The 12,239-nt window shown below is 66.0% G+C and carries 13 protein-coding genes; 3 read left to right on the forward strand and 10 right to left on the reverse strand.

The annotated features are described in order from the left end of the window. Position 1: 1 nt before the first annotated feature. Entirely contained in the window at positions 2-856 is an 855-nt protein-coding gene (locus ACFDR6_RS18200; protein ID WP_375859055.1) for a tetratricopeptide repeat protein, read from the forward strand. 30 nt (positions 857-886) lie between these two features. Here the strand turns inward: ACFDR6_RS18200 and ACFDR6_RS18205 are convergent, their stop codons facing one another. Further along, entirely contained in the window at positions 887-1,960 is a 1,074-nt protein-coding gene (locus ACFDR6_RS18205) for a tartrate dehydrogenase (RefSeq protein ID WP_375859056.1), read from the reverse strand. A 153-nt stretch (positions 1,961-2,113) separates the two neighbouring features. On the opposite strand from ACFDR6_RS18205, the gene ACFDR6_RS18210 reads away from it, so the two are divergent. Next, positions 2,114-3,031: a LysR substrate-binding domain-containing protein gene (locus tag ACFDR6_RS18210; protein ID WP_375859057.1), complete on the forward strand. Its 918-nt coding sequence runs from the start codon at positions 2,114-2,116 to the stop codon at positions 3,029-3,031. A gap of 36 nt (positions 3,032-3,067) precedes the next feature. Continuing rightward, entirely contained in the window at positions 3,068-3,892 is an 825-nt protein-coding gene (locus ACFDR6_RS18215; RefSeq protein WP_375859058.1) for an aspartate dehydrogenase, read from the forward strand. A gap of 4 nt (positions 3,893-3,896) precedes the next feature. Here ACFDR6_RS18215 and ACFDR6_RS18220 read toward each other — a convergent pair whose 3' ends face one another. The 9 genes from ACFDR6_RS18220 to ACFDR6_RS18260 form a co-directional block, all read right to left on the reverse strand. Further along, entirely contained in the window at positions 3,897-5,201 is a 1,305-nt protein-coding gene (locus tag ACFDR6_RS18220; RefSeq protein WP_375859059.1) for a PQQ-dependent sugar dehydrogenase, read from the reverse strand. A gap of 140 nt (positions 5,202-5,341) precedes the next feature. After that, entirely contained in the window at positions 5,342-5,551 is a 210-nt protein-coding gene (locus tag ACFDR6_RS18225) for a hypothetical protein (RefSeq protein WP_212080643.1), read from the reverse strand. Between the two features lie 158 nt (positions 5,552-5,709). Continuing rightward, positions 5,710-6,336: a methyltransferase family protein gene (locus ACFDR6_RS18230; RefSeq protein WP_375859060.1), complete on the reverse strand. Its 627-nt coding sequence runs from the start codon at positions 6,334-6,336 to the stop codon at positions 5,710-5,712. A gap of 27 nt (positions 6,337-6,363) precedes the next feature. Beyond that, the gene (locus ACFDR6_RS18235) at positions 6,364-7,395 is read right to left on the reverse strand and encodes an NAD-dependent epimerase/dehydratase family protein (RefSeq protein ID WP_375859061.1); all 1,032 of its coding nucleotides are present in this window, start codon (positions 7,393-7,395) and stop codon (positions 6,364-6,366) included. 28 nt (positions 7,396-7,423) lie between these two features. Further along, positions 7,424-7,942 carry an Mpo1 family 2-hydroxy fatty acid dioxygenase gene (locus ACFDR6_RS18240; RefSeq protein ID WP_317242556.1) on the reverse strand — a complete coding sequence of 173 codons (519 nt, stop codon included), beginning with the start codon at positions 7,940-7,942 and terminating at the stop codon, positions 7,424-7,426. A 170-nt stretch (positions 7,943-8,112) separates the two neighbouring features. Continuing rightward, positions 8,113-8,778, reverse strand: coding sequence for an OmpA family protein (locus tag ACFDR6_RS18245; RefSeq protein ID WP_317242557.1), 666 nt, complete (start codon positions 8,776-8,778; stop codon positions 8,113-8,115). Continuing rightward, the gene (locus ACFDR6_RS18250) at positions 8,778-9,194 is read right to left on the reverse strand and encodes a hypothetical protein (protein ID WP_212080648.1); all 417 of its coding nucleotides are present in this window, start codon (positions 9,192-9,194) and stop codon (positions 8,778-8,780) included. The genes ACFDR6_RS18245 and ACFDR6_RS18250 overlap by 1 nt, the downstream gene beginning before the upstream one ends. Before the next feature lie 89 nt (positions 9,195-9,283). Further along, positions 9,284-9,574, reverse strand: coding sequence for a type II toxin-antitoxin system HicB family antitoxin (locus ACFDR6_RS18255; RefSeq protein ID WP_212080649.1), 291 nt, complete (start codon positions 9,572-9,574; stop codon positions 9,284-9,286). 10 nt (positions 9,575-9,584) lie between these two features. Next, entirely contained in the window at positions 9,585-12,197 is a 2,613-nt protein-coding gene (locus ACFDR6_RS18260; RefSeq protein WP_375859062.1) for an ATP-dependent helicase, read from the reverse strand. Positions 12,198-12,239 lie beyond the last annotated feature (42 nt).

Genomic DNA, 12,239 nt, shown 5'->3' on the forward strand with positions numbered 1-12,239 from the left:
CATGACCATCCGAGCCGCCATCATCGACAGCGTCGCGTCCGCGCTCGTGATGCTGTCGCTCGGCTTGCCGGCGGGCGCGCAGCAACCGCAGAAGAATAGCCACCTCAGGAGCATCGAGCAGTGCAATGGCTCGGACCGTATTCCGGCCCAGGCCCGGGTCGCCGGCTGCACGGCGCTCATCAATTCGAGCGATACCAAGCCCGCCGCGCTGCCTCTGGCTTACAACAACCGTGGCAACGCCTTTGCCGCGGCGGCGGAGTACGACCGCGCAATCAGCGATTTCGATCGCGCGATCGAGCTCGCCGGGGGCTACGTCAAGCCGGTGAACAATCGCGGCGTCGCCTATCTGCGGAAGGGGGCCTACGAGGACGCGGTCAAGTCCTTCGACGAGGCGATCAGGCTCGATCCTGCTTATGGCCGCGCCTTCGCCAATCGTGCGCAAGCCCACCTGAAGCTGAAGCGGTATGACCAGGCCGCGCTGGATTTTGACGAGGCCATTCGTCTCGATCCGAATTTGACGTGGGCGAGGAGCGGACGTTGCTGGGCCCGGGCGGTGATCGGCGATCTGCAGGCCGGTCTCGACGACTGCGACAGGGTCATTCAATCGGGATCCAGCGACGCCGCGACCTATGATTCACGCGCACTGATCCATCTGAAGATGGGGCAGCTCGCCGCCGCGGTCGACGACTACAGTTCAGCGCTGCGCCTGGCGCCAAACCTGGCAAGCGCGCTCTATGGACGCGGACTTGCCCGACTGAGGCAGGGCGACAACGCCGGCGGCGACCGCGACGTCTCGGCGGCGAAGAGGATCGACCTCAAGATCGTCGACGAGTTCACCCGCTACGGCGTGCAGTGACGTCAGGATTGGTTCGCCGACATTCGTCCGCTAGACGTTCGATCCGTGGATGGCGTCGATCACGGCATCCGTCACTTCCTTCGTCGTCGCCTTGCCGCCGACGTCCGGCGTCAGCACGCCGGCTGCGCAGACGCGCTCGACGGCGGCCATCAGCCTCGAGGCCGCATCCTTTTCGCCAAGATGCTCGAGCATCTGCGCGCCGGTCCAGAAGGTCGCGACCGGATTGGCGATGCCCTTGCCGGTGATGTCGAAAGCCGAGCCGTGGATCGGCTCGAACATCGAGGGGAAGCGGCGCTGCGGATCGATGTTGCCTGTCGGCGCCACGCCGAGGCTGCCCGCCAGCGCGCCGGCGAGGTCGGACAGGATGTCGGCGTGCAGATTGGTCGCCACGATGGTGTCGAGGCTCTTCGGATGCAATGTCATGCGCACCGTCATGGCGTCGACCAGCATCTTGTCCCAGGTGACGTCGGGAAATTCGGCCGCGACCTCGGCCGCGATCTCGTCCCACATCACCATGCCGTGGCGCTGCGCGTTCGACTTGGTCACGACGGTCAGGAACTTGCGCGGACGCGACTGCGCGAGCTGGAACGCATAGCGCATGATGCGGGTGACGCCGACGCGGGTGAAGACCGCAACTTCAGTGCCGACCTCTTCCGGCAGGCCCTTGTGCGCGCGGCCGCCCATGCCGGCATATTCGCCTTCCGAATTCTCGCGCACGATCACCCAGTCGAGATCGCCGACGCCGACATCGCGCAGCGGCGAGGCCACGCCCGGTAATATCCTGGTTGGGCGCACATTGGCATATTGGTCAAAACCCTGGCAGATCGGCAGCCGCAGGCCCCACAGCGTGACGTGGTCGGGCACGTCAGGGGCGCCGACCGCGCCGAAATAGATCGCGTCGAACTTCTTCAGTTCGGCGAGGCCGTCGGCCGGCATCATCACGCCGTGCTTCTTGTAATAGTCCGAGCCCCAGTCGAACGTCCTGACGTTGAAGGCGAGGTCCCCGCTGCGTTTCGCCAGCGCCTCCAGCACGCGGACTCCGGCCGAGATCACCTCGGGGCCGATGCCGTCGGCGGGAATGGCTGCGATGGAATGGGTGCGCATGGGGGGAGGCTCCGTGTGAGAGATCGTGCCGGCCTGTCGGGCCGTCCGCGTTGCCGGCAAGTCTAGACGGGAGTGCAGCGCGAGCTCAATTGACGCTGGTTTATACAAAAAAATGATATAATCATCGTGGCGCGGGACGAGAGGAATTGCGGAATGGAATTGCATCAGCTCCGATGCTTCCTGGCGGCGGCCGAGCAGCTGCATTTCGGCCGCGCGGCACAGCAGCTGCAGATGCTGCCTTCGGCGCTCGGCCGGCAGATCAGGCTGCTGGAAGAGGATTTGGGAACGCGGCTGTTCGCGCGGACGACGCGTGCGGTGTCGCTCACCGAGGGCGGCACGACGTTGCTGCGCGATGCGCGTGCCATCCTCGCCCGGGTCGAGGCGGCCGAGAACAATTTGCGCAACCGCTCGCGTGCCGGCGCCGCGCGGCGGCTCCGGATCGGCGCCATCGACAGCGCGGCGGCCGGATTGCTGCCGCCGCTGCTCCGAGATTTCCGCGTCAGGCACCCGGACATCGCAGTGCAGCTTCTGGAAGACAAGACCGTCCGGCTGCTGCCGAAGATCTTGAGCGGCGCGCTCGATGTCGCCTTTGTTCGCCCGCCCGCCACTGCGGACAAGCGGCTCGAATTCCGCGATCTGCTCCAGGAGACCGCGGTCGTGGCATTCCCGCAGCGGCACGCGCTGGCCAAGAGGACGTCGATCACGCTGGCCGAGATCGCGGACGAGTCGATGCTCGTACCGGACCGCCGCTCGCGGCCGCACAGCCACGACCTCACGATGAAGCTGTTCGAACAGGCCGGGTTGACGCCACGCATGGTGCAGGTCGCCGACGAGAAGCAGACCATCATCAACCTGGTGGCGACACGGCTCGGCGTTGCGATCGTACCGCGCTGGACCGCGCGAATGGCGGTGACAGGCGTGCGCTTCGTGCCGCTCCGGCCGAGGCAGAGCGGTCCCGTCGGCCGCCTGCCGCTCGCCGCGGCCTGGCTGCGCGGCTCGCGCGATCCGGCCCGCGACGCCATGCTGGCTGTGCTCGCGGCACGGCTGCGCAGCTATGCGCGGGAGGCGTGAGGCGCTATGACGGCAGCCGGATCAAAGGTGATTGCGATGACGGAACAGAGAGCGTCGAGCGAGTTGCGCGTTGCCATCGCGGGCCTGGGCTCGATCGGCACCAAGATCGCGACAGCCCTCGATCAGGGCATTGAGGGCTTGACGCTGTCGGCCGTCGCCGTGCGCGATGCCGCCAAGCATCAAGCCTTCTTGAGCGGCTTGCGCTGCCCGCCATCCGTGCTGCCGATCGCCCAGCTCGGCGACGCAGCCGACATCGTGGTGGAATGTGCGCCGAGCAGCCAGTTGCGCGCAATCGTCGAGCCCGCGGTGACGCGCGGCAAGGCAGCTATCGTGGTCAGCGTCGGCGGCCTGCTCGATCATTTCGATCTCGTCGATCTCGCCCGCGCCAATGGCGGCCGCATCATCGTGCCCACGGGCGCACTGATCGGGCTCGACGCCGTCAACGCCGCCGCGGTCGGCACCATTGAATCCGTGAAGATGGTGACGCGCAAGCCGATCGACGGGCTGAAGGGCGCGCCGTTCATCGTCGCGAACAACATCGACATCGACAATCTGCGTGAGCCGCTCAAACTGTTCGAGGGCACGGCGCGCGAAGCGGCCAAGGGTTTTCCGGCCAATCTCAACGTCGCGGTGGCGCTGTCGCTCGCGGGCGTCGGGCCGGATCGCACGCAGGTGCAGATCTGGGCCGACCCGACCGTGACGCGCAACGTTCACCGCATCGAGGTCGAGGCGGATTCGGCGCGCTTCTCGATGGCGATCGAGAACATCCCGTCTGAAAATCCAAAGACCGGCCTGATCACCGCGCTCTCGGTGATCGCGCTGCTGCGCAAGCAGCGCGCCACGCTGTGTGTAGGGACGTGAACCCTTACGCGCCCGTCACGCGCCAGATCACGTTGCCGACATCGTCGGCCATCAGCAGCGACTTCTTGTCCGGTCCGATCACGACGCCGACCGGGCGGCCGTAGGATTCCTTCTCGTCCGGTGCGAGGAAGCCCGACAGGATGTCGCGCGCGGGGCCGGAAGGCCTGCCGTTCTCGAACGGGACGAACACCAGCTTGTAGCCGGATAGCTTGCTGCGATTCCACGAGCCGTGCTGGCCGATCGCCATGCCGTCCCCGAAGCCGGGCAAGGTGCCCGCGGGCATCCAGCACAGGCCGAGCGAAGCCGTATGGCCGCCGAGCGCGTAGTCCGGTTGAATCGCCTTTGCGACCATCGCCGGATCCTGCGGCACGCGATCGTCCACCGTCTTGCCCCAGTAGCAATAGGGCCAGCCATAGAAGCCGCCGTCGCGCACCGAGGTGAGATAATCAGGCGGCGTCTCGTCGCCGAGGCCGTCGCGCTCGTTGACCACGGTCCAGAGCACATTCGTATTCGGCTCCCAGGCAAGGCCCACCGGATTGCGCAAGCCTGCGCCGAAAATGCGATGCGTGCCGGCGACGAGGTCGAGCTCGTACACCGCCGCGCGGCCCTCCTCGACCTCCATGCCCATCTCGGCGATGTTGCTGAGCGAGCCGACACCCGCATAGAGCTTCTTGCCGTCCGGGCTTGCAAGGAGGCTGCGTGTCCAGTGTCCGCCCGGCTTGAAGGTCGTCAGCCGCTTGCCCGGCGCGGTGATGCGGTCGGCGCCCGCGACGTAAGGAAACGCCATCACGCCATCGGTATTGCCGACATAGAAGGTGTCGCCGACCAGCGCCATGCCGAACGGCTGGCTGAGGTTTTCCATGAAGGCGCCGCTGATTTCGGCGACGCCGTCGCCATTCTTGTCGCGCAGCAGCGTGATGCGGTCGGCGGAAACGCCGAGCGCCGCGGCGCGGCGCATGGTGGCCTGCATCGCATAATGAAACACGGACCTCGGTGCGCCCGCGATCTGCGTCGCTTCGGCGATCAGCACGTCGCCATTGGGCAGCACCTCGATCCAGCGCGGATGATCGAGACCGGTCGCGAACGCATTGACCTTGAGCCCGGGCGCGACTGTCGGCTTCTGTCCCTCGCTCCAGCCCCGCGCGGTCGGCATCTTCAGAGTCGGTATGGCACCTTGTGGCTTCGCTTCGGGGATGGCGGGCTTCTCTCCCCAGGCCGGCACGGGCTCGGTCCCCGTCAGCTTGCGCCATTGCAGCGCGATGCCGCCGAGGAGCGCAACGAACTGCGCGAAGATGCTGGAAAAGGTCATGAGAAGCCCCTGTTTGCGCGCGCATCCAACTGGTTGACGCGGCCCGCGTCAACCTGTGCGGTACGCCCGCGGGGTCTATTCCCGTGGAATAGCAGCCGATCGAATTTGCATGGGACGAACGCCGGCGGCTTGCCCGCCGATCAGCGGCGGATCTGCCGCTCCAGCCGTCGCGCCGCGCGAAAATCATCGAGATGATGGAGGTTCGGCGTCAGTGCGGCCTCCTTGGACAGCAGATGATAGACACGCGCCACCGTGCGCTGCTTCTGCTTCGGCCGCCCAGGCGGCAACGTCCGCGCCTTGCGGATTGCGGCGATCGCATGCTCGCGAAAATAGTCGTAGGCATCCGACATGGCTCGATGCTCTGCGGTTCGGGCAGGTGTCGACGGGTAACGGGCCAGAGGGATTGCGGTTCCTCGGCGCGCCGGTCGTGCGCCTGCCCCGGACGCAGCGCCGCAGCGTTGCACGCTGCAGCGCGTCCGGGACACGAGAGGGAGGCGGGTTACTATACCTACCGCCGCGACAGGAACGGGATGATCATCGGCACGCGGCGGCAATAGGCACCGTAGGCGTCTTCGCCGAGCTCCTTGGACAGGAACACCTCTTCCATCCGGCCCTTCTGCCACATGCCGAGCGAGATCAGGATCGCACCGAGGATCGTCGTTACGAGGCCGATGGCGATGCCGGTGACGAGCATGCCGAAGATCAAGCCGGTATAGATCGGGTGACGCACGATGCCGTAGGGGCCGGTGTCGATGACGCGGTGGTCTTCCTTCTGGGTGATGGCGTTGGACCAGAATTTTCCCAGATGCAGTCGGCCCCACCAGGCGAAGGCAATGCCGGCGGCCGAGAGGATTGCGGCAATGGCGATGCCGGTGTTGCCGAGCACCCAGAGCGGCTTCCAGCCCAGTATCTCCGCGACCCACGGCGTGTACAGGATGCCGCCGACCAGGATCGGCAAGCGAAAGCGCTGCGACTCCAGCGTCATGACCTGCTTCTTGGTCTGGCCTTGCCAAAACGAAGCGCCGACCCAGCTGGCGAGAAAGGCGAGCCAGAGCAAGGCCAGCACTTTGGTCGGCCAGGCCGTGGTCCAGCCACCCCAGGCGACGGAGAGAAGCTTGCTGAAATCGAAGGACATGAAGGTTCTTTGCGTTAGGCGGCGGCGTTAGCTCGCGCGCGAGGAGAGCGCGCGATGCTCGATGGCGCCGGAGGCCGGCTGGCCGCCGCGGGCGAGAAGATGGGTGATGGTTTCGCGCAAGACGGGCTCGATCGGGCGTGGCGAATAGCCGAGCTCGGTGCGCGCCTTGCCGATCGAAAGGTCGCTGGCGGCGAGCGCGATGCGCACGCCCTCGGCGGTGCCGTTGGGCGGCCGGCGCGTGACATGATCGGAGATGTATTCGAGCATGATCGCGGAGAGCTCGGCGATCCTGCCGGGGACGACGACCGGGTACTGCCGGCGGCCGCTGATCGCCGACATCATCCGCAGGATGTTGCCGAGCGGGACGCAGTCGCCGCCGAGGATGTAGCGCTGGCCGAGGCGTCCGCGCTCCATGGTCAGCACCAGGCCCATGGCGACGTCGCGCACGTCGACGAGGTTGACCAGGAAGTTGAGATGCGGCTGCACTTTCTTCTGGAGGAAGTACCACAGCATCGCCGTCGGCGGCGTCAGATTGTGGTCGGCGGCGCCGATCGGCATGGTCGGCGTGCCGATCACCAGCGGAAAGCCGTTGGCCGCCGCCTTGGCGGCATGATGCTCGGCGAGCGACTTCGACCGCGTATAGGCGCCCGGCATCGCATCGGCCGGCTGCAGCGCCTCTTCGGCGGGAACGCCCTTGAGGTCGGAATAGGGGAACAGGATCGATTCCGTCGAGCAGTGCAGAAAGCGCGACACGCCGCGCTTCATTGCGGCCGCGAGCACAATCTCGGTGCCCCGGCAATTGACCTCGTGAAAGTCCTGCTTGTTGGCGACCCACATGCCGGGCAGGCCGGCGAGGTGATAGACCTGATCGACCCCGGCGACCGCCGTATCAACCGCAGCGCTGTCCAGCACGGAGCCGTGGACATGTTCAACGTCAGTGTTCGCCGCCGCCGGCGCGCGGACGTCGAGCACACGTACCCGCTGCCCACGGGCACGGAGCGCTTCGACGAGATGATGTCCGATGAAGCCACTGCCACCGGTAACCAGGACGAGAGCCATGCAGAAGGTTGCTGTTTCGCTTCTAGAGCTATCGGGTTGATAGGGAATTGGTCGGAAGAGGCGCCAGAATCGCGGCAAGGTCGCGACGGAAGCCCAATGCAATGAATAATTTTGCCATTACGAACATCGGTCCAAGCAAAAGATGCGAAGGAAAAGTGAACAATGAGGCTTCGCGGCCCTCAAAAACCTTGTGGCCGATAGCCTGCGCGGCGAGGCCGAGCGCTACCAGCACGGCGAAAATTGCCCACATCGTGGCGGTGCTGACTTGCGCCGCGATGCTCGCCGCAACCGAAAACAGCACGATCGAGACCGCCAGAATGCCGATCCCGAGCGCCATGTCGAGCAACAGCCAATAGACCAGAACCGGCAAGGCCAGGATCACCGCCAGGCTGACGTCGAAACCGAACAGCGGCAGCTTGACCAGCGTGAGCGGCAGCACGGCGCCGGTGAACAACAGCAGGATACCGACCACATGCATCGCCGTGTTCCGGGGGTCGCGATGGTACTCGACATAAACGGCAAGTTGGCGCTGAAAATAGCCACCCATTTCGGTCTCATGCAGCACGGGGTCGGGAAGGGCGAACAGAGGCTATAGCACTGGACCGGGCGGTGCACAAACCGGCGCTCTTGTCGTGCAAAACCGTATTGGTGCGCTCCCGACAGGCTATAAAATATCAGAACTTCAAAGGGTTCCGTCAGCCGCGAAGCCGCGTTGACTCAGCGCTTCTTCGCGGGCTTTTTCGCCGCAGGCGCAGGCGCCGCAGCCGGATGCGCCTCTTCAGGCAACTTGGCATAGGTCAGGATCTGCAACTGGCCGTTGACGGCCGACGTCGGCTTGGCCCGGTCGAGAAACTGCTCTTCACCGAGGCCGATCGGGTGCAGCCGCTTGGTCGAGATCTTGAACGTGTTCACCAGCACGTCGCGGATCGCGTCCGCGCGGCGCTGGCTCAGGATCGCATTGGCCTCGCGCGTCTTCGAGTTGGATTCGACATGGCCGACGATCAGGAAGGTGTAGGGCAGCAGCGAGGAATGAACCAGCGCGTCCGCGATGCGGCCGACGGTCTGGTAGGAGGCCGGCTGGATGATCGGCGTGTCGGCGTCGAACTGGATCTGCGCGTTGAAGGCGGGCAACTGGGCGAGATCGGGTGCGATCAGCGGCCGGTTCACCGGACCGGGATCGTTCTTGATCCTGGTCTTGGCGCGCTCCATCACCTGCTGCTTCAGCGCGTGAAGGTCGATCTCGGCGGCTTGCTCGAAACGGTTGAGCTTGGCGACGATGTCGTCGCGGGTCGGAGCCGCCGTCTGGGCGCGTGCGGTGTCCGCGAGCAGAGCGAAGCCCAGGGCGATGCCTAGTCCGGCGGTGGCGAGTCCCTTCGCGCGCATCAGCGATACCCCGCATCGTCGACGGCCTTGAGGCAATTGTTGCTGATGCCCTTGGGCGTCGAGACCAGGCAGGGGACCGACTTGCTGGTCTCCTTGGTCGAGCCGCCGCAGACCTTGACGATCTCGCGCTGGCAGGCGTTCGCCACCGTGACGCGCGCGGCCACGCGCTTCTGGATGGCGTCGAACACGCCGAGATAGTCGCTCGTGCATTGCGGCGAAAGCACATCGCGGTTACGCGACAGGCATTCCTTCAGCCGGTTCGAATCCGGATTGACGCCGCGGCAATTGGCAACGATTTCCGCGCCGCAGCTCGCCGCCAGCTTGCCGATCGAATCGCCAAAGCTCATCGTCTGCGCCGCGCTGAGCGACGGCATCCCCAATGCAAGCACGATCAATATGACGGAGCCCCGGACCATGGGTTGCATCTGATACGGGGAAGTTCGCGATGGTCAAGGGCTGTTCGGACCAGAACCGTCGAACGTCCGGCCAGTGCGGCGAACAATCCTCACTCCGGGGCCTCGGCGAGGGGCGGCCATTCGATCAGGACGACCGTGTGCTTCCCCAGATCGTCGGCAAATTCAGGGGCGGCCTTGAGCTCGTCCAGCGTCCGCGGCGGCGGAAGCTGCCGGCCGTCCGCGATCAGCTCCTGCGCATAGAACGCGAGTGCCTCGGGCGCATTCTCCAGGGCCTCGTCGACATCGTCACCGCCGGAAATGCAACCGGGCAGGTCGGGGAACCAGAGGCCCACGGCTTCGTCCGGATCGGTGTCCTCGATGATGGCAACGTACTGAGCCATATCGCGGGCCTCACGCCCGCTGCACGAAGCTGTCCACGACCTTCTTCTCGCCGGCCTTATCGAAGGCGATGGTGAGCTTGTTGCCGTCGATCCTGGTGACGCGGCCGTAGCCGAATTTCTGGTGGAAGACGCGGTCGGACAGCGAGAATTCCGAGGTGGTGCCGGTGGATTTGGCGACCAGTTCGCCCTCGATCGTCAGGGGACCGCGACGGCGCGAGGAGAAGCTGCCGAAATCGGGGCCCGATGTCGAGGAGGAGGAGAACGTCGCGGCCTCTTCCTCGAAACCGCCGCGCCCGCCACCATTGCGGCCGCCTTGTCCACCTCGGTTGCGGTTGGCCTGCGCGCGCTGCCAGCCCGGCGTCGAATAGGTGGAGCCGAACGCCTCCATGTCGTCGAAGCGGGAGGCGCCGTAGCCGCCGGTGCCGCCCCAGGCCGAGCCGCCCTTGGATTCCGTGATCTCGACATTGGCCGCGGGCAGTTCGTCGAGGAAGCGCGAGGGGATCGTGGTCGACCAGGTGCCGTGGATGCGCCGGTTGGTCGCGAAATAGATCATCGCGCGGCGGCGGGCGCGGGTCAAACCGACATGGCCGAGCCGGCGTTCTTCTTCCAGGCCGGCGCGGCCCTGTTCGTCCAGCGTGCGCTGGCTCGGGAACAGGCCTTCTTCCCAGCCGGGCAGGAACACGTTGTCGAATTCCAGCCCCTTGGCCGAATGCAACGTCATCAGCGACACCGCATCCTCATCGGCGCCGCTGTCGCGGTCCATCACCAGTGAGATGTGCTCGAGGAACCCTTGCAGGTTCTCGAACTCCTCCATCGAGCGCACCAGTTCTTTCAGGTTCTCCAGCCGGCCCGCGGCGTCCGCCGAACGGTCCTTCTGCCACATCTCCGTATAGCCGCTCTCGTCGAGCACGATCTGGGCGAGATCGGTGTGGGCGGTGACCTCGCGCTGGGCGCGCCAGCGATCGAACTGGGCGACGACGTCGCGAAGCGAGCCGCGCGCCTTCGGCTTCAGTTCGTCGGTCTCGACCACCGCGCGGGCCGCCTCGAACAGCGGAATGCGGCGCTTGCGGGCGTGGTCGTGCAGCATCTGCACGGTGGCATCGCCGAGGCCCCGCTTCGGCACGTTGACGATGCGCTCGAAGGCGAGGTCGTCGGCCGGGGAGTTGATGACCCGCAAATACGCCAGCGCGTCGCGGATTTCCGCGCGCTCGTAGAAGCGCGGGCCGCCGATGACGCGGTAGGGCAGGCCGAGCGTGACGAAGCGGTCTTCGAACTCGCGCATCTGGTAGGAGGCGCGCACGAGAATCGCGACCTCGTTCAGCTTCTCGCCGCGGCGCTGGATCTGCTCGATTTCCTCGCCGATGCCGCGGGCTTCCTCTTCCGAATCCCACGAGCCCGTCACCGTGACCTTCTCGCCGTCCTGGTCCTCGGTGCGCAGCGTCTTGCCGAGCCGGCCTTCATTGTGCGCGATCAGATGCGAGGCGGCAGCGAGGATGTGCCCGGTCGAGCGATAGTTGCGCTCCAGGCGAATGACCTTGGCGCCGGGGAAATCGTGGTCGAAGCGCAGGATGTTATCGACCTCGGCGCCGCGCCAGCCATAGATCGACTGGTCGTCGTCGCCGACGCAGCAGATGTTTTTGGTGGGGGCGGCGGGAGCGGCTGCAATCGCCGCCCGCTCCGTCCTTCCGGGATGCGCCGAAGGCGCAGACCCGGAATCTCGATCGTCGGACTCACTGCCGGATTCCAGGTTCGGCTCTTCGAGCTGCCCCGGAATGACGGCCGGGGCGGCTGGCTTCGCGGCTGCAGCGGGCGCCTGCGACAGCAGCCGCAGCCACAGATATTGCGCGACGTTGGTGTCCTGATATTCGTCGACCAGGATGAACTTGAAGCGCTGCTGGTATTGCCGCAGGATATCCGGGTGCTCGCGGAAGATGCGGATGTTCTCCAGCAGCAGATCGCCGAAATCCGCAGCGTTCAGGATCTTCAGTCGCTCCTGATAATTCGCATAGAGCTTGCCGCCCTTGCCGTTGGCGAAGGTGGCGGCCTCGCCCGAGGGCACCTGCGACGGCATCAGGCCGCGGTTCTTCCAGCCGTCGATCAGGCCGGCCAGCATCCGCGCCGGCCAGCGCTTGTCGTCGATGTTCTCGGCCTGGAGCAACTGCTTGAGCAGCCGCACCTGGTCGTCGACATCGAGCACGGTGAAGTTCGACTTGAGCTGAGCCAGCTCGGCGTGGACGCGCAGGATGCGGCCGCCGATGGAGTGGAAGGTGCCGAGCCACGGCATGCCCTCGACGGCGTGGCCAAGCATCTGGCCGAGCCGGTGCTTCATCTCGCGCGCGGCCTTGTTGGTGAAGGTCACCGACAAGATCTCCGCGGGACGGGCGCGGCCCTGGCTCAGGATATGGGCGATACGCGTCGTCAGCACGCGCGTCTTGCCGGTGCCGGCGCCGGCCAGCACCAGAACCGGGCCGTCGAGCGTCTCCACCGCCTCGCGCTGTTCCGGATTGAGGCCGGAGAGATATTTCGGGCCCACGGACGCGCGCGCACGCGCGGCGATGCCGCCGGCTGCGGGCTGGTGGTCGGGTACGCTGGTGATATTGCTCGGCTCGGTCATGCGAATCATCGGCCCCACGATGGCACCGCGGGGTGGTGGAAGGGAGCCTTC

Source organism: Bradyrhizobium tunisiense, from assembly GCF_042263385.1.
GTDB classification, from domain to species: domain Bacteria; phylum Pseudomonadota; class Alphaproteobacteria; order Rhizobiales; family Xanthobacteraceae; genus Bradyrhizobium; species Bradyrhizobium tunisiense.

What these genes read in the sequence shown, in the direction of transcription:
- ACFDR6_RS18260 (WP_375859062.1), bottom strand. Translation starts at nt 12,197, where the DNA reads ATGATTCGCATGACCGAGCCGAGCAATATCACCAGCGTACCCGACCAC.
- ACFDR6_RS18210 (WP_375859057.1), top strand. Translation starts at nt 2,114, where the DNA reads ATGGAATTGCATCAGCTCCGATGCTTCCTGGCGGCGGCCGAGCAGCTG.
- ACFDR6_RS18245 (WP_317242557.1), bottom strand. Translation starts at nt 8,778, where the DNA reads ATGCGCGCGAAGGGACTCGCCACCGCCGGACTAGGCATCGCCCTGGGC.
- ACFDR6_RS18225 (WP_212080643.1), bottom strand. Translation starts at nt 5,551, where the DNA reads ATGTCGGATGCCTACGACTATTTTCGCGAGCATGCGATCGCCGCAATC.
- ACFDR6_RS18200 (WP_375859055.1), top strand. Translation starts at nt 2, where the DNA reads ATGACCATCCGAGCCGCCATCATCGACAGCGTCGCGTCCGCGCTCGTG.
- ACFDR6_RS18205 (WP_375859056.1), bottom strand. Translation starts at nt 1,960, where the DNA reads ATGCGCACCCATTCCATCGCAGCCATTCCCGCCGACGGCATCGGCCCC.
- ACFDR6_RS18235 (WP_375859061.1), bottom strand. Translation starts at nt 7,395, where the DNA reads ATGGCTCTCGTCCTGGTTACCGGTGGCAGTGGCTTCATCGGACATCAT.
- ACFDR6_RS18255 (WP_212080649.1), bottom strand. Translation starts at nt 9,574, where the DNA reads ATGGCTCAGTACGTTGCCATCATCGAGGACACCGATCCGGACGAAGCC.
- ACFDR6_RS18250 (WP_212080648.1), bottom strand. Translation starts at nt 9,194, where the DNA reads ATGGTCCGGGGCTCCGTCATATTGATCGTGCTTGCATTGGGGATGCCG.
- ACFDR6_RS18240 (WP_317242556.1), bottom strand. Translation starts at nt 7,942, where the DNA reads ATGGGTGGCTATTTTCAGCGCCAACTTGCCGTTTATGTCGAGTACCAT.
- ACFDR6_RS18230 (WP_375859060.1), bottom strand. Translation starts at nt 6,336, where the DNA reads ATGTCCTTCGATTTCAGCAAGCTTCTCTCCGTCGCCTGGGGTGGCTGG.
- ACFDR6_RS18220 (WP_375859059.1), bottom strand. Translation starts at nt 5,201, where the DNA reads ATGACCTTTTCCAGCATCTTCGCGCAGTTCGTTGCGCTCCTCGGCGGC.
- ACFDR6_RS18215 (WP_375859058.1), top strand. Translation starts at nt 3,068, where the DNA reads ATGACGGAACAGAGAGCGTCGAGCGAGTTGCGCGTTGCCATCGCGGGC.